The organism is Pseudomonas sp. RIT-To-2 (assembly GCF_029623465.1).
Lineage (GTDB): Bacteria > Pseudomonadota > Gammaproteobacteria > Pseudomonadales > Pseudomonadaceae > Aquipseudomonas > Aquipseudomonas silvicola.
This window is the reverse complement of sequence record NZ_JAPYKM010000017.1, coordinates 21,957-37,781: the sequence shown is the minus strand read 5'-3', so window position 1 is coordinate 37,781 and position 15,825 is coordinate 21,957. Positions and strand designations below refer to the sequence as shown.

The following is a 15,825-nucleotide window of genomic DNA, read 5'->3' as shown; positions in this document are numbered from 1 at the left end:
TCAGAAGCGCCAGATCACGTCGATAAAGGCGCGGTGCATGTAGTTGTCCACCTGGTTGCCATAGGCCGAGCCGGGTTTGAACACACCGGCGCGCAGGCGCACCAGGGCCGACGGCTCGTCCAGGGATTGGCTGAGGGCCGCAGGCAACAGGCCTTGCTTGAAGTACTTGGACACCACCAGATCCATTTCCTGACCCAGGTCTTTGTCACCGTCGGACAACGGCAGCGAGCTGATGGAGGTGATATCGGTCGGGTTTTCCGGGTCGAAGGTGGTGTTCACCGCATCCAGGGTGCTGGTGCCGATGCCCTGGTTGCCGTCCACCCGCCAGAACTTGTGGTAGATCAGGCTGGCGTCGTATTCGTCGCGCAGCTGCCAGGAAGCGAACAGCGACGCGGTCTGGGTGTTGGCCATCTCGGCCTGGTAGGCCTCGCCGAAGCGGGCGACGCGGGCACGGGTGCCGGTCCAGGTCGAGCGGTTGCTTTGCAGGCCATTCTGTTCGTAGTCGCGGCTGGCACGCGAGTAGGCGCCGCCCACTTGCCAGTTCGGGTCCAGGTGCACGCGCAGGCCCAGGTCGGTGGCCCAGCCGTTGACGTGCCCGCTGCTCTTGTCGCCTGCCACGGTCTGGCCGTCGACCACGTTGCTGCCAATACTGTCGCGGTTGCCGGACATGAACGTCAGGCTGCTCCAGTAGTTGATGGTGTTGAGGTTCTCGTGGTTGTACGCATCGCTGTCGGCTTCCAGGCCCAGCCAGGTCAGGTCGCCCGTGCTGCTCTTGTCCGAATCGTCGATGGCCTCGCCGGTATGGGGCAGGCTGCCGCTGTCATGAGTATGGTGGGCGCGCAGGCCGACCCACTGGCCAGGGGTCCACTGGTACGACACATCGCCATAGGCGTGGAGCACGTCCTTGTCGCTGGCCGACAGCTCGGTGAGGTCGGTGCGGTATTCGCTGAAACGTTCGGCAACACCTGCGTGGGCGCGCAGCAGGGTGGTGTCGAAGTCCCAGTTCAGCGCTTCGATGTTGGTGTCTTTCCATTCGCCGTCGTCATTGCGCAGGCGCTGGCGGCCGAACTTGAGGATCTCGCCGGGGTAGGGCGTGAAACCGCTGTAGCCGACCCAGAATTCGCGCATGGCCAGGTAGTTGCGTTTCTGCTCGCGGCCGCTGGCGGTGCTGTCGCTGCTGACATCGGACTCTTGCAGGGTGTCGGTCTGGATGGTGTCGGTGGCGGTCACCAACTGGCCCATGGCATAGGCGCTCCAGTTGCCCCACTGACCGTACAGCCAAGGGCGCAGGTCCAGGCCCAGGCCGTTGACGTCGCCGCCGGAGCGGGTGCCCAGGTCGCGGTCGTCTTCGGACTGCAGGGTGCCTTTGACTTCAAGGCCGAAATTCTGGTCGGCGGTCAGGGCCGCCAATGTCGGGCAGGACCACAGGGCGGCGAAGCCGAGGCCGATACCGGCCTTCATCCATTGGTTCAACTTCATAGCGATTTGTCCTCACCGTCTTCGTCTTCCAGCGTCTGCAGGGCAATGCTGCTGTTCTGGTTCATGGCACCGCGCACTCGCTGTTCTTGCTGCAGCAGTTGCTGGGCCTGGGCGCGCTGGTCAGGTGACAGGGTGGTTTCCAGTTGCGTGGCCAGGTCCAGCACCGGCTGGGCCGGTTCGGGCTGGGCTTTGGCCAGTTGCACGAACAGGTAGGCGTACACCGGGTTCGGCTGGGTGCCGCGGCCGCCCGAATACAGCTGGGCCAAGGCGAAGTCGGCGCTGGCCTGGCCACCGCGGGCCGCTACCAGCAGGTTGTCCACGGCCTTCTGTGGCTCGGGTTCGCCCAGGTAGCCACGGCGGTAGATCTGGCCCAGGTAGTAATGAGCGCTGACCTGGGTGGGTGCGGCAGCCTTGAGGTGCTGCTCGGCCTTTTTCGCGTCCGGCAGCACCAGCTTGCCTTCGTAGTAGACCTTGCCCAGCAGCAGCTCGGCACGGGGTTGGTCGGCGTTACGGCCTTTGTCCAGGTATTCCATCATCTTGTCGACGTCACCCAGCTCCGGGAAGTCGTACAGCAACTGCGCCAGGCTGACCCACGAGGCCGGGTACACCGGGGCGATCTTTTCCAGCATCGCCTGGGCGGTTTTCTCGTCGGTCTGGCCCAGGCTGGCGTCACCCAGCACGCGTGCCACGGCGTCCACGCGCATGGCTGGTACGGCGCCTTTGGCATAGGCAGCCTGCAACTGTGCGAGCAGGGCTTGCTGGCGGTCGGTCTGCTGGCGCTTCTGGTACACGGTGGCCAATTCCACGTAGCACACATCGGCCACGTTCAAGGCCTTGCGGCACAGGTTTTCGACGTCGTCCAAGTGCTGGTCGTAGGTGCCCTGGATGCGGTACACCAGTACTTGCGCCAGGTTCGCCTCGGCGTAGCCGGCGGCCTGCCACTGGTTGATCTTTTCCTGGGCGTTCACGCCCGGGAAGGTGTTGGGGTATTGCAGGTAGAGCATGGCCAGCGGCGTCAGGGTGTTGCCCTCGCCATTGGCGAACGCTTTCTTCAGCAGGCCTTCGGCTTCACGCTGTTCGGCCTCGGTGGGGTGCGGCTTGAGGGCCAGCAGGCGCCCCAGGCGGGCCTGGGCCCGCGGTGAGGTATCGGCCGCGGCGCGGTAGGTGGCCTCGGCCTGGCGCAGCTGCTCGGGGTCGCGGGTTCCCACCTGGATATCGGCCAGGCCCACCTGGGCTTCGGTGTAGCCCAGGTCTGCCAGTTGCTGATAGTTCTGCTGGGCCAGCGCCGTGTCGCCACGCTTCAAGGCTTCGTTGGCCAGACGCTGGTCCGGCAGGCCCGCGCAACCGGCCAGGCCGATCGCGACGGCCAGGCCCAACAGCGCCGATCCTGGCAATATTCTTAGAGTGCTAGCCACAGGTGTTCTCCTCGATTCCGGCTTACTGGCCAGCGGCCATGGCTTTGTCCATCAGCCAGTTCAGCGACGGCCCACGGTCGCTGCTGACGTCGACGGCACGGCCGGTGAGGTTGCTGTTCAGAGGCTCATTCGGCTGGATCTGCACACGCAGGTCCGAGGACAGGTCCAGCGGGTTGATGCTGGTGGCGTTGACCACCTTGCCCTGGCGCACGGTGGTGTCGCCGGCCACCTGGAAGTTCACCGCGGTGCCCGGGGTGATGTCGCCGAACTGGCGGTAGGCGAAGCGCGCTTCGACGTTGGCGGTGGTGTTGCGCGGTACCAGGGTGAAGATCACGTCGCCCTTGCTGGCGTACTGGCCGTCGGCGACCAGTTGCTGGCCCACGGTGCAGTCGCAGGGGGAGGTGAGGGTGCCGGTCATTTGCTTGCCGAACAGTTCGGTGATTTTCTCGGGTTGCAGTTGGTCTGGGTCCAGGTTGCCTTTCAGCACGTCGAGCATGCTGGTGCTGAAGGTCGCCAGTGGCGCGCCCTTGGGTGCCACGCCGTCTGCACCCACCAGGCTTTGCACGGTACCGTCGCGCGGCATGGTGATGTTCATCGAGGGCGCCGACACCAGGCCCGCCTGGGCATGGGTGACGAAATACAGGCCGTACACCGACTTGAGCACGAAGCCGAAGGCGGCCAGGCCTACCACGAACACGCCGGCGCTGAAGGTCACGGCACGCAGGCGGGCCATGGCCGACTGGCCGCCGACTTTCTTGTCGCGGCGCGCCTTGGTGAAGTTGTCACGCTGCAGGGTGCCCAGCACGTCGCCGACGCTGATGATCTCGCCGCTCAGGTGCGAGGTGATCAGGTGGCGCATGGTGGCGATGTCCTGCTGTTCCAGGTTCTGGAATTGGCAACCCACACGGCCAGTGGCGTCGTTGAACGAACGCACCTGGAATTCGATGTCCATGCCCAGGCCCAGGGTATCGATGACAAACATCAGGCGCCCGCGGTGCACTTCGCCTTCTTTCAACGGCTTGGGGGCGGTGAACGCCAAGCCACCCGCCGACAGGTCTTCGATGCGAACCTCGATGGTTTCGCGGTTGGGCCCCTGGTAGCGAAGCTTGGCGGGCAGCTTGACTCGAGCATGCTGGCGCTGGGCTTCGGATTCATGCACAACGTTCACGTTCACGGCATTATTCATGGCGGTATTTCCTACTTAATCCATTAGTGTCCGGCTCACACGATCACGAACAGCACAGCGACGAAGATGCTGGCGGCCGAGAACGTCATGGTCCGGGAAGACCAGGTGTTGAACCATTGTTGAAAGCTGGCGAGATCACGTTTGAGCACGGTGGGCTGGCGAGTCCAGGACTGCTTGTCGAGGCGGAAGAAGACATAGATCTTCATCAGTGCGCCGACGATCTGGTTGTAATACAGGATCACCGGATAGGCAGGCCCCACGGAGTGCCCCGAACACAACAGCATGATGGTCAGGATCAATCGGGTGATGCCGATCCACAGCAGGTAACCCAGCAGGAACGCGATATTGAATTTCAGCGTGGCGATGATGGCCACGGTCAGGCCCAGCAGGCTGGTCCACATGGACACGCGCTGGTCGAACAACACGATGCTGGTGAACACGCCCAGGCGGCGCACGCCCAGGCCCAGGGCGCGGGAGTTCTGGCGCAGGTTGTTGCCATACCAGCGGTACATCAGTTTGCGGCTGGCCTTGAGGAAGCTCTTCTCGGGCGGGTGTTCCACCGTGTTGATGGCGGCGTCAGGCACGTAGAAGGTGTCGTAACCCAGGCGCATCAGGCTGAACCAGCTGGACTTGTCGTCGCCGGTCAGGAACTTGAAGCGGCCCAGGCGCCAGTGTTCAAGCGAGTCGCTTTCCACATCGGCGATGAATTCGGGATTGGTGACCACGGTGGCGCGGAACACCGACATACGCCCGGTCATGGTCAGCACGCGCTTGGACAGGGCCATGGAGCACATGTTGATGTGGCGCTGGGCGAAACGCAGCTTGTGCCATTCGCTCATGATGTAGCCGCCGCGTACTTCGCAGAATTCGTTGGTGGTCAGGCCGCCGACGTTTTCATAAAGCTTGAACCAGGGCACGGTCTTGCGCACGCAGCCTTCGGCCAGCACGGTGTCGCCGTCGATCACCGCCACCACTGCGTTGTCGTCGGGCAAGTGGCGGGAGATGGCACGGAAACCGAACGCCAGGCCGTCGCGCTTACCGGTGCCGGCGATGCGCACGAAGTCCAGGGAGACGCGGTCAGGCGGGGCCATCTTGGCCCACAAGGCCTTGACCAGCAGTTCATCGGACATTTCCACCAGCGAACAGACCACAGTGGTGGGATAGCCACACTCGATGGCCTCGCGGATCACCGAGCTGTATACCTGGGCGGTGGTCAGGGCGTCGATGCGAAAACTGGTGACCATCAGGAATACGTGGCTGGGGGCGGCGGCGTCGCCCAGTTTCTGCACCTTGCGGCGCAGGCGCGGGTAGACCACATACAGGAACAGCATGCCCCGCACGAAGTGCGTGGCGCCCATGGAGTAGCGCCAGATACCCACGGCGCCCACCAGGAAAATGAAGTCTTTCGACTGGGAGTCGAAAAGAGTCGTCGGCAACGCCAGGGCGATTGCCATCAGCAATGTCAGGTAGAACAACCATCCGGCGGCCTGGAGAAGACCGTGTTTTAGCCTGTGCATGATCTGCGTCCGTATCGATTGTCGGGCAAGGGGTGGAGCGGGCCTGCCGGCGGACCGGCAGGCCCCGCGGCCTTACCAGCAGATGCCTTCGGTGCGAGCTTCCGGGCAGGTTGTGTTGGGCATGAAGCCCACCAGGTCGATGACCTGCTTGCCGTGCGGCACGGCTTCGACCAGCGAACGGAATTTCTCGTCGCGGTTACCCAGGATGATCACGTCGGAGTTGTTGATCACGCCGTCGAAGTCCGAATCCAGCAGCGAGGAAACGTGCGGGATCTTCGATTCGATGTAGTCCTTGTTGGCACCGTGGACGCGGGCGTACTCGACATTGCTGTCGTAGATCTTCAGGTCGAAACCCTTGCCGATCAGCATCTCGGCCAGTTCGACCAGCGGGCTTTCGCGCAGGTCATCGGTGCCGGCCTTGAAGCTCAGGCCCAGCAGGGCGACCTTGCGCTTGTCGTGGCTGGAGATGATGTCGAAGGCGTTCTGTACCTGGGACACGTTGCTGCGCATCAGCGAGTTGAGCAGCGGGGCATCCACGTCCAGGGAGCTGGCGCGGTAGGTCAGTGCGCGCACGTCCTTGGGCAGGCACGAGCCGCCGAAGGCGAAGCCTGGGCGCATGTAGTACTGGGACAGGTTCAGGGCCTTGTCCTGGCACACCACGTCCATCACTTCACGGCCATCGACGCCCACGGCCTTGGCGATGTTGCCGATCTCGTTGGCGAAGGTCACCTTGGTGGCGTGCCACACGTTACAGGTGTACTTGATCATCTCGGCCACTTCGATGTCCTTGCGGATGATCGGTGCGTCGAGTTCTTCGTACAGCGATTGCAGGGCATCGCCAGAGGCCTGGTCGAACTCGCCGATGACGGTCATCGGTGGGTGGTCGTAGTCCTTGATGGCGGTGGATTCACGCAGGAACTCAGGGTTTACGGCCACGCCAAAGTCGACGCCGGCTTTCTTGCCCGAGCAGTCTTCAAGGATCGGGATGACCACGTTCTTGACGGTGCCTGGCAGCACGGTGCTGCGCACCACGATGGTGTGGCGCGAGGTCTTTTCGCGCAGCACGAAACCGATTTCACGGCACACCGATTCGATGTAGTTGAGTTCCAGGTCGCCGTTCTTTTTGCTGGGGGTACCGACGCAGAGCATCGACAGGTCAGTGGCGCGAATTGCCTCCGAGAAGTCCGTGGTACCGCGCAGGCGGCCGCTCTGAATCCCTTGTGCCAGAAGTGCTTCCAGGCCCGGTTCGACAATAGGCGATTTACCGTTGTTGATTAGGTCAATCTTGGCCTTGGAAATATCCACGCCAACAACGTCGTGACCGCGTGCAGACAGGCAACCGGCACAGACTGCACCGACATAACCCAAACCGAAGATGCTGATACGCATCGCATTCACCTCATGTGTTATCGCGCCGACTCAACAAGTAAGAGCCGGACCGGGTTTTAATTAACCAGCAGTATTCGCGCACTCGGAAACGTGACAGTTAGCTGTCATGGTCCCGCTTGCAGGCATATTTAAATATTGAGTGCGCACAATAATGCACTCAACAAGAGCAGCGCTTGGCCGTTTAGTGGGCGTGTGCCCTGATGTGTAGCCAGCCTGTATTACAAAGACGACTTCCTAGCTTGCAGTGCCGACTGCGATCTTGGCGTGACGCCAATGAAATCAAGCACTAAGACGCTTTGCAGGAGCTCGGTATACGAGGCTCTGGCCTGGCCAATTCGAAGACTACTTTTGGTGCGTTCTCTCCTGAGATCAACTTTGGGTCATCCACACTAGGTTTAATCAAAGTTTCACGAGCTCCATGCTCAAAACCAATTCCTGTTTCCCTGTAGGTCATCTCTCACATAGCGCTCGAGAATCGTTACGGGTGGTATGAGCAGTGGAATTTGCGATTAGTTCCTGAGGGGGGTCACGCCTGATGACAAATTCTTCAACAATTTCATCTCTACAAATGCTTGCACAGTGATAGCACAGGGAGGTTTTGCCCTTTGGATCAGGGGAGTTGCGCGAGCGTCATATTTTTGTGCCAGCATTCAAAAAAAAGTCGTCAAAAAAAGCGAAGTTTCCTGAACAGAAGCTGAATAGCGGACGGCAATCATCTAATTTGACGACTTGTTGGCGCCAAAATAATGACCAGTAGTGGCAATCTGTACTTTTTTGTGAGGGGCGCGGTGCGCGTTTTGTAGGACAAAAACACGCACCGAAAAGAGGCTTCAGTCGGCGGGATGGTCGCGCAGGAACACGAGGTTGTCTGGTTTCGAATGGTCGGCGCTGTAGTAATAGCCTTGGGCATCGAATTGCTTCAGGGCGTCGGGGGTGTCGACGCGTTCCTGAATGACGAACCGGCTCATCATGCCGCGGGCTTTCTTGGCGTAGAAGCTGATGATCTTGTACTGACCGTTCTTCAGGTCCCTGAACTCGGTATTGATGATGCGGGCCTTGAGGGCCGTGCGTTTCACTGCCGAAAAGTACTCGTTCGAGGCCAGGTTCAGCAGCAGGTCGTCGCCTTGTTCGGCCAGGGCTTCGTTCAGCCACTCGCTGATGCGGGTGCCCCAGAAGGCGTACAGGTCCTTGCCGCGGGCATTGGCTAGCTTGGTGCCCATTTCCAGGCGGTATGGCTGCATCAGGTCCAGGGGGCGCAGCAGCCCATACAGGCCGGATAGCATGCGCAGGTGGTCCTGGGCGTAGCTGAAATCGGCCTCGGCCAGCGTGGTGGCGTCCAGCCCGGTATACACATCTCCCTTGAACGCGAGCAGCGCCTGCTTGGCGTTGTCCGGGGTGAAGGCCGGGTTCCAGCTGCCGAACCGCGCGGCGTTCAAGCCGGCCAGTTTGTCGGACAGGTGCATCAGTTCGCTGATCTGCGCCGGGGCCAGCTCTCGCAGTATCTGGATAAGCTCCTGGCTGTGGTCCAGGTACTGGGGCTGGGTGAAGCGGTCGGTTACCGGGGGTGTTTCGTAATCCAGGGTCTTGGCGGGGGAAATCACCGTCAGCATGAAATCGTCTCCTTTTATCGTGAGCGCGATTTTAGGCGGTGGGGGCGGGGAACTCCATCTATTAGGGTGATAGCGGGATGGGTGGCGGGGGGGGGCGAGCATTCTGCCGAGCAGACAAGGCTGGACCCGGATCCTTGTTGGGCTCAGAAGTGCTCACTGAAGATCGCAGAATGTGCGCGGGGCCGAATGGTTTATGATCCCCCCCACCCCCGACCATGGAGCGTTCGCCATTGCGCCTAGCCAGCCTGTTCTTTGCCGCCCTCGCCAGCTTCCAGGCCCAGGCCGCCGTGCCGCCCCCCGTGGCCACCATCGACCGCAGTACCTGGCCGGAAACCCTCAGCTCGCCGGCTTTGTTCGACGTGGCTTCGCGGGCCGAGATTCTCATGTTCGCGCATATCCTGCTGCAGTCCGAAGCCCTGGATGAAACCGCCCTGGCCGACCGCCTGGACCTGCGCACGGTGAACCTGGTGGCGATCAACGAGCTGCGCCAACAGCTGTGGCAGCGCTTGTGGCAGAACTACAACCAGGCTCAGCAAAGCTGCGAGCAGGATGCCTCGTTCTGTTTCGCCGTGGACAGCCTGGACGACCTGCGCACTCAAGCCAACAACTTCACCGTGGCGCCTGATTCCTTCTATGCCAACTGGGGCGCTCCGGCGCGGGTATTCGACCAGATCTACGTGGATGAATTGCTGCGCAAGGCGGCCCTGTCCCCCCAGATCAGCAGTGAAGTACTGAAGGTCAGCCCGGACGAACTCAATGGCAGCGCTTTCAACGACCGGGTCTTTCTGTTGACCTTCGACAGTGGCCCCAGCATCGCAGTGGGCAGTACTGAGTGGGTCGCCGATTTCCTGCGCAAGCAGAACATCAACGCTACGTTCTTCGTGCTGGGGCAGAACTTCGCCGGGCGCCGCGAAAAGGGCGAGCCGGGCAGCCTGACGGCGCTGTACAAGGACCAATGCGTGGGGGTACAGGGCTGGCAGTATCGCTCCCATGCCGACTGGAACGATTGGGAAGGCTCGATCACCCGTACCACCACGGTGGTTGAAAACGAATTGCCCGACAATTACGTGCCCCTGTTCCGCCCGCCGTATGGCACCCGCCGGCCAGACGCAGGTGTGTTCCTGAGTACGCAACAGATGAAAGTGGCGCTATGGGACATCGACTCGCAGGACAGCAACAGCCAGCTGACGGCCGACGAGAGTGCCCAGCGGGTGCTGACATTGATGCTGTTATGGCGCCATGGGGTCATCGCGTTCCACGATACCCAGGCCAAAGTGCAGACGGCATTGCCCTGGCTGCTCAAGCAGACGGCGCAAGCGGGAATCGGTTGGCAGGACTGTCGGCAATTCCAGTGAACGCCGGTGAACGTCCAGAAAAAAGAGAGTGACGGGCTGTATTGGAAAGGATTTGAAACACGATCGGGGCGGGGTGGACTTTTGACTTTACCGGTGCTTTCCCCCTGCGCCAAGCGTTATTCGTCATGCAGAAAAATAAACTTCAAAAAAGCGTCAAAGTGCTTTTTAACGTCATGGGTTTTGCGGTATTACGAAGACAGATCGCCGAACCCTGCAGCACAGGTGGCGTCACCCGGCCCACCGTCCATTGCAGTTCCGTTCGTCCACAGCCCTCTGGGTCGTGCGGAAACGGCGGTCACTTCGCGGCGCAGCACCGTTCAGGTATTGCGTCGAACGGCTCTCTCAAAGGTGACCGAGTATGGATGATCAAGGACGCACCATTTCTTCCGACAAGCCAATCCTTTATGTGCTCGATACCAATGTACTGATCCACGATCCAAACGCGTTGCTGAATTTCGAAGAACACCATGTCGCCATTCCCATGACCGTGCTGGAGGAACTGGACAAGCTTAAAAGTGGCAAGCAATCGGTGGCTGCCGAATGCCGTCAGGCCATTCGCCTGATTGACCAGACCCTGGGCGATGCCAGCCCGGCGGACGTCGAGCTGGGCGTGCCCATCCAGCGCGGCAAGGGTGCCCCCAAGGGGTTCCTGTCCATTCTCATGACCAAGGGCGGCCCACCCACCACGGTGCTGCCGGGTAACCTCAACGACAACATCATCATCAACCAGCTGGTTGACCTGCACGAGCGCAAGAAGGACTGGGACGTGGTCCTGGTCACCAAAGACATCAACATGCGCCTCAAGGCCCGTGCCTGCGGTATCGCGGCCGAGGACTACAGCACTGACCAATTGGTGGACGACGTCTCGCTGCTGTCGCGTGGCTACCACGAGATGACCGGCTCGTTCTGGGACCGCGTCAGCAAGGTCGAGACGCGTCAGGACCACGGTCGCACCTGGCACCGGGTACAACTGCTGGAGCCATTGCCGGCGGTGCACATCAACGAATTCATCATCGACGAACAGGGGTTCGTCGGCTGGATCAAGGGCGTCAAGGACGACGAACTGATGCTGCTCGACCTGCACCAGGAGCCGTTGCTGCACCAGGAAGCCTGGGGCCTGAAACCACGTGACGTTCATCAGGCGCTGGCGCTGTTTGCCTTGCTGGACCCGGATATCCACCTGGTCAACCTGACGGGCGCGGCAGGTTCGGGCAAGACCATTCTGGCCTTGGCCGCGGCCATCGAGCAGACCATGGTCAGCAAGCGCTACCGGCGCATCATCGCCACCCGCAGTGTGCAGGGGCTGGACCAGGAGATCGGCTTCCTGCCGGGTACCGAGGCCGAGAAGATGGAGCCTTGGCTCGGCGCCATCACCGACAACCTCGAAGCGCTGCACATGGATGACGAAAACACCCACGGCAGTGTTGATTACATCCTCAGCAAGGTGCCGCTGCAGTTCAAATCCCTGAACTACATCCGCGGTCGCTCGTTCCAGCAGAGCCTGATCCTGATCGACGAATGCCAGAACCTGACCCCGCACCAGATGAAAACCATCATTACCCGTGCCGGTGCCGGTTCCAAGGTGATCTGCCTGGGCAACCTGGCGCAGATCGATACCCCGTACCTGTCGGCGCCCAGCTCGGGCCTTACGTACCTGACCGAGCGCTTCAAGGACTTCCCCAACGGTGTGCACATCACCCTGCAAGGGGTGCCGCGCTCGGTGCTGGCCGAGTACGCGGAATCCCATTTGTAAGGGTAGCCAAACGCGTCAAGCTGCAAGCCGACCGCTTGCAGCTTGAAGCGTGAAACTCCCAACTCCGCAAAGGGGTTACAATTGCTTTCCCCCGCAAAGGAGCAAGGCAATTGCTGACCCATCTCGATTCCCAGGGCCGTGCCAATATGGTTGATGTCACCGACAAGGCGGTGACGTCCCGTGAAGCCGTGGCCGAGGCGAGGGTGCGGATGCGCCCGCAAACCCTGAAAATGATCGTCGACGGCGAGCACCCCAAGGGCGACGTGTTCGCCGTGGCGCGTATCGCCGGCATCCAGGCGGCAAAGAAGACCAGTGACCTGATTCCCCTGTGCCATCCGCTGATGCTCACCAGCGTCAAGGTCGAGCTGAGCGCCGACGGCGAAGACGCCGTGCTGATCCGCGCCCGCTGCAAGCTCGCCGGGCAGACCGGGGTGGAAATGGAGGCGTTGACGGCCGCCAGCATCGCCGCGTTGACGATCTATGACATGTGCAAGGCCGTGGACAAGGGCATGGTCATCGAAACCGTGCGGCTGCTGGAAAAGCTCGGCGGCAAGAGCGGCCACTACCAGGCGGGCCCGGCATGAACATCAAGGTGGTGTACTTTGCTCGTTACCGGGAAGCCATGGGCATGGATGGCGAGGAATTGGTGGGTACTTTCGCTACCCTGGCGGACGTGCGCCAGGAGTTGCTGGAGCGTGGCGGCAACTGGAGCGTGCTGGGCGATAGCAATGTGATGTGCGCCCGCAACCAGGACCTGTGCAAGCTCGATGAGCCAGTGGCTGACGGCGACGAAGTGGCGTTCTTTCCACCCGTGACCGGAGGCTGACCATGGCCGTGCGAGTTCAGCCAGGCGCATTCGACCCCGGGGCCGAGGTCAATGCCATGCACGCAGCCAACGTCGGCGTGGGCGCGGTAGTGAGTTTCGTGGGGTATGTGCGGGACTTCAACGATGGGCTGGAGGTGTCAGGGATGTTTCTGGAACACTACCCGGGCATGACCGAGAAGGCCCTGGGCAAGATCATCATCGAGGCCGAGCAGCGCTGGCCGTTGCTCAAGGTGGAGGTGCTGCACCGCATCGGCGCCCTCGAGCCTGGGGAGCCGATCGTGTTCGTCGGCGTGGCCAGTGCTCATCGGCAGGCTGCGTTCGATGCTTGCAATTTCATCATGGATTACCTGAAGACCCGCGCGCCGTTCTGGAAGAAAGAAAAGACCGCTCAAGGTGAGCGTTGGGTAGACGGCAAGGCCAGCGACAACCAGGCGGCCGACCGCTGGCAAAGGCGGTGACTGGTTCCCGAGCTTCGCCCGGCCCTGCAGGAGACCTCGATCTCCTGCAGGGCCGGGCGAAGCTCGGGAAGCAGACGTCGTGGTTCAGGAATGCTTGCGCTGCACCGGCCGCAACAGTTCGGTCGGTGGCATTTCGCAGCTGATCTTGCGGCCCAGCAGCGTCTCGATCGACGGCAACTGGTAGGAATCATCCTCGCCGGCAAAGCTGATCGATACACCGTTGGCGCCCGCCCGGCCCGTGCGGCCAATGCGGTGCACGTAGTCGTCCGGGTCTTCCGGCAGGGTGAAGTTGATCACGTGGCTGATGCCATCGATGTGGATGCCGCGCCCCGCCACGTCGGTGGCCACCAGCACGCGGATCTTGCCTTCGCGGAAACCTTCCAGGGTCTTGATGCGCTTGTGCTGCGGCACGTCGCCTGACAGTTGCGCGGCATTGACGCCATCGCGCACCAGTTTTTCCTCGATGCGCCGTACCTCGTCCTTGCGGTTGGCGAACACCATCACCCGCTCCCAGCCATTGTCGTTGACCAGGTTGTACAGCAGCTTGTACTTGTCACTGCCGGCCACGGCGTAGACGTGCTGCTCCACGGTTTCGCTGGCGACGTTCTCCGGCTCGATCTCGACGATGGCAGGGTCTGTGGTCCATTGCTTGGCCAGGTTCATCACGTCTTCGGTGAAGGTGGCGGAGAACAGCAAGGTCTGGCGTTCGCTTTTCGGCGGGGTCTGGCGAATGATCTGGCGCACCTGGGGAATGAAGCCCATGTCCAGCATGCGGTCGGCTTCGTCCAGCACCATCACTTCGACCATGTCCAGGTGCACCTCGCCGCGCTGGTTGAAGTCCAGCAGGCGACCAGGGGTCGCGACGAGAATGTCGCAGTGGCGGGCTTCAAGCTGCTTGAGCTGCTTGTCGAAGTCCATGCCGCCGACGAAGGTCATCACGTTCAGGCCGGTGTACTTGGTCAACGCCGCGGCGTCCTTGGCGATCTGCACCACCAGTTCGCGGGTCGGGGCGATGATCAGTGCCCGTGGCTCACCCATGTAGCGTTCCTTGGGCGGCGGGGTCTGCTGCAATTGGGTGATGATCGAGATCAGGAACGCAGCGGTCTTGCCGGTACCGGTCTGGGCCCGGCCGATCGCGTCCTTGCCCTTGAGGGTAAAGCCAAGCACCTGCGCCTGGATCGGCGTGCAGTAGGGGAACCCCAGGTCATGAATGGCATGCATCAGGTCGGCGGAGAGCTTGAAGTCATGGAACCGGGTCTTGCCTTCCTGCGGCTCGACCTTGAAGTCTTCCAGTTTCCACAGGGCGCGCGCAGGCTTGGGCTTGCGCTCGCGAGGGGAGGGCTTGACCCGCTCGGCTTCCGGGGTTGGCTGGTGGGCAGCGGCGGCTGCTTCCCGAGCTTCCACCGGTGCCACAGGGGCCGGCAGTTCTGGCTCTGCCGGTTGGGGGATGGCCGTTTCCCGAGCCGGGCTCGGTGCCACAGGAGCAGTCATTTCGGCTGCGAGCGGCTCAGCCTCGCTTTTTCCGAACAGGTTCTTGAGTGCTTTGAGCACGGTCTTCTCATTAATTGGTTAAGGAATGTACGCCGGGCAGTGTAATGCAAGAATCGGGCGCGGTGTAGCAGCCGCCGCAAGGCCGCGTCACAAGCGCCCAGGTTACCAGGCGAGGCGCGGGGCGCCGGGCGCAGCCGGGCGGCAGCTGCGACGGATCACGCCAGTTTTTTGCCCAGCCAGGTGGCGATATCGCGAATTTCGTCGATCACTACCTCATGCCCCATCGGGTACTCACACCATTCCACCACCACGCCTTTGCGGTCAAGGAAGTCATGGGCCGCGCGCCCCATGGCGTGGAGTACCACCTCGTCCTCCGTACCGTGCAGGCATAGTACCGGCGTGGCCTTCTGAGCTGCACTGGGTTGCACCCCATCGTGAAACCCTGGCGCATAGGTGGACAGGGCCAGCACGCCACCCAAAGTATCGGCGTAGCGGGAAAACGCCGTGTGGTAGACCACGGCGCCGCCCTGGGAGAACCCCGCGATAAAAATCCGCGAGGCGGGGACGCCCGCGGCCACTTGCGCTTCGATCAAGCCCTTGACCATATCGGCCGACTCATCCAATTGGTCGGCATCTATGGCCCGCGCCGGGGTCATGGCCTTGATGTCATACCAGCTCGGCATCTCGTAGCCGCCATTGATGGTCACCGGCCGGGTGGGGGCCTGGGGCAGGATGAAACGGGCATTTGGCAGGCTTGTCTGCAGGGCTTCGGCCACCGGCAGGAAGTCGTAGCGGTCGGCGCCCAGCCCATGCAACCAGATCACACAGGCGTCGGCAGGCTGGGTAGGTTCAAGAATCATCGGGTTGCTCATGGCTGCTCCAAAAAAGTGCGAACGCTCCCATAAAGTGCGTTGCAAAGGGGCGTATCAGGGCGATACGGGAAAAAGATGTCGCAAGGTGGCAAGTTTTCCCATTGACGGGGGCTGAAACGCTTGTGCGCTGTAACGTGGTACGCGCTTTGCTATGTATCCGCCAAGTGGAAGGATTTACTCATCCGGTAACACTATCAGGCTGTGAGCCGGGTAGCCAAAGCGGTTCCAACCGCGAATGAGTGGTTCACCTTCCACGGGTCATGCGAAACGACAGGGGCGAAGCATAACGCCTCATCTGTTCGACCGATCAAGGAGCCGTGAGTTTGCAAAACGCCAAGAGGCGGCCTGCGCTCACACAATCAAAAAATGAGTCCTGCAACGCTTGACCCAAAACCAAGCCGGCACGGGGTCGAAATCGCCTCAAAAGGGTGCGACAGGACACACGCTCTACACAACAAGAGCAATTTGGAGGTT

The 15,825-nt window shown here is 61.5% G+C and carries 13 protein-coding genes; 5 read left to right on the top strand and 8 right to left on the bottom strand.

Annotated elements, in window-relative coordinates; translation table 11 throughout:
* From QBK88_RS16670 to yaaA, 6 genes are all read right to left on the bottom strand, one after another.
* Positions 1-1,479 (bottom strand): alginate export family protein, encoded by a 1,479-nt coding sequence (locus QBK88_RS16670; RefSeq protein WP_277962907.1) that lies wholly within the window; start codon positions 1,477-1,479, stop codon positions 1-3.
* Entirely contained in the window at positions 1,476-2,894 is a 1,419-nt protein-coding gene (gene algK, locus QBK88_RS16665) for an alginate biosynthesis TPR repeat lipoprotein AlgK (protein ID WP_277962906.1), read from the bottom strand. The genes QBK88_RS16670 and algK overlap by 4 nt, the downstream gene beginning before the upstream one ends.
* Positions 2,895-2,916: 22 nt before the next feature.
* Positions 2,917-4,080, bottom strand: coding sequence for an alginate biosynthesis protein Alg44 (locus QBK88_RS16660; RefSeq protein WP_277962905.1), 1,164 nt, complete (start codon positions 4,078-4,080; stop codon positions 2,917-2,919).
* Between the two features lie 35 nt (positions 4,081-4,115).
* Positions 4,116-5,597: a mannuronan synthase gene (alg8, locus tag QBK88_RS16655; protein ID WP_445764950.1), complete on the bottom strand. Its 1,482-nt coding sequence runs from the start codon at positions 5,595-5,597 to the stop codon at positions 4,116-4,118.
* 72 nt (positions 5,598-5,669) lie between these two features.
* Positions 5,670-6,986 (bottom strand): UDP-glucose dehydrogenase family protein, encoded by a 1,317-nt coding sequence (locus QBK88_RS16650; RefSeq protein ID WP_277962904.1) that lies wholly within the window; start codon positions 6,984-6,986, stop codon positions 5,670-5,672.
* A gap of 830 nt (positions 6,987-7,816) precedes the next feature.
* Positions 7,817-8,596 carry a peroxide stress protein YaaA gene (gene yaaA / locus QBK88_RS16645; protein ID WP_277962903.1) on the bottom strand — a complete coding sequence of 260 codons (780 nt, stop codon included), beginning with the start codon at positions 8,594-8,596 and terminating at the stop codon, positions 7,817-7,819.
* A 230-nt stretch (positions 8,597-8,826) separates the two neighbouring features.
* On the opposite strand from yaaA, the gene QBK88_RS16640 reads away from it, so the two are divergent.
* The 5 genes from QBK88_RS16640 to moaE all read left to right on the top strand — a co-directional run bounded on the left by QBK88_RS16640 (position 8,827) and on the right by moaE (position 12,988).
* Positions 8,827-9,951, top strand: a complete 1,125-nt coding sequence (locus tag QBK88_RS16640; protein ID WP_277962902.1) for a polysaccharide deacetylase family protein — start codon at positions 8,827-8,829, stop codon at positions 9,949-9,951.
* A 358-nt stretch (positions 9,952-10,309) separates the two neighbouring features.
* Positions 10,310-11,704, top strand: a complete 1,395-nt coding sequence (locus tag QBK88_RS16635) for a PhoH family protein (RefSeq protein WP_277962901.1) — start codon at positions 10,310-10,312, stop codon at positions 11,702-11,704.
* 110 nt (positions 11,705-11,814) lie between these two features.
* A complete protein-coding gene (moaC, locus tag QBK88_RS16630) occupies positions 11,815-12,288 on the top strand; it encodes a cyclic pyranopterin monophosphate synthase MoaC (protein ID WP_277962900.1) in 474 nt (157 codons plus the stop codon).
* Complete coding sequence (moaD, locus tag QBK88_RS16625) at positions 12,285-12,530, top strand: molybdopterin converting factor subunit 1 (RefSeq protein WP_277962899.1); 246 nt, start codon at positions 12,285-12,287, stop codon at positions 12,528-12,530. The genes moaC and moaD overlap by 4 nt, the downstream gene beginning before the upstream one ends.
* A 2-nt stretch (positions 12,531-12,532) precedes the next feature.
* Entirely contained in the window at positions 12,533-12,988 is a 456-nt protein-coding gene (gene moaE, locus QBK88_RS16620; protein ID WP_277962898.1) for a molybdopterin synthase catalytic subunit MoaE, read from the top strand.
* Between the two features lie 84 nt (positions 12,989-13,072).
* Here moaE and rhlB read toward each other — a convergent pair whose 3' ends face one another.
* Positions 13,073-14,539: an ATP-dependent RNA helicase RhlB gene (rhlB, locus tag QBK88_RS16615; protein WP_277962897.1), complete on the bottom strand. Its 1,467-nt coding sequence runs from the start codon at positions 14,537-14,539 to the stop codon at positions 13,073-13,075.
* Between the two features lie 155 nt (positions 14,540-14,694).
* Positions 14,695-15,351: an alpha/beta hydrolase gene (locus QBK88_RS16610; protein ID WP_277962896.1), complete on the bottom strand. Its 657-nt coding sequence runs from the start codon at positions 15,349-15,351 to the stop codon at positions 14,695-14,697.
* Between the last annotated feature and the right edge of the window lie 474 nt (positions 15,352-15,825).

Excerpts from the sequence above, each read along its gene's own strand:
- QBK88_RS16670 (WP_277962907.1), bottom strand. The coding sequence starts at position 1,479 with ATGAAGTTGAACCAATGGATGAAGGCCGGTATCGGCCTCGGCTTCGCC.
- QBK88_RS16660 (WP_277962905.1), bottom strand. The coding sequence starts at position 4,080 with ATGAATAATGCCGTGAACGTGAACGTTGTGCATGAATCCGAAGCCCAG.
- alg8 (WP_445764950.1), bottom strand. The coding sequence starts at position 5,597 with ATGCACAGGCTAAAACACGGTCTTCTCCAGGCCGCCGGATGGTTGTTC.
- QBK88_RS16650 (WP_277962904.1), bottom strand. The coding sequence starts at position 6,986 with ATGCGTATCAGCATCTTCGGTTTGGGTTATGTCGGTGCAGTCTGTGCC.
- yaaA (WP_277962903.1), bottom strand. The coding sequence starts at position 8,596 with ATGCTGACGGTGATTTCCCCCGCCAAGACCCTGGATTACGAAACACCC.
- QBK88_RS16635 (WP_277962901.1), top strand. The coding sequence starts at position 10,310 with ATGGATGATCAAGGACGCACCATTTCTTCCGACAAGCCAATCCTTTAT.
- moaD (WP_277962899.1), top strand. The coding sequence starts at position 12,285 with ATGAACATCAAGGTGGTGTACTTTGCTCGTTACCGGGAAGCCATGGGC.
- moaE (WP_277962898.1), top strand. The coding sequence starts at position 12,533 with ATGGCCGTGCGAGTTCAGCCAGGCGCATTCGACCCCGGGGCCGAGGTC.
- QBK88_RS16610 (WP_277962896.1), bottom strand. The coding sequence starts at position 15,351 with ATGAGCAACCCGATGATTCTTGAACCTACCCAGCCTGCCGACGCCTGT.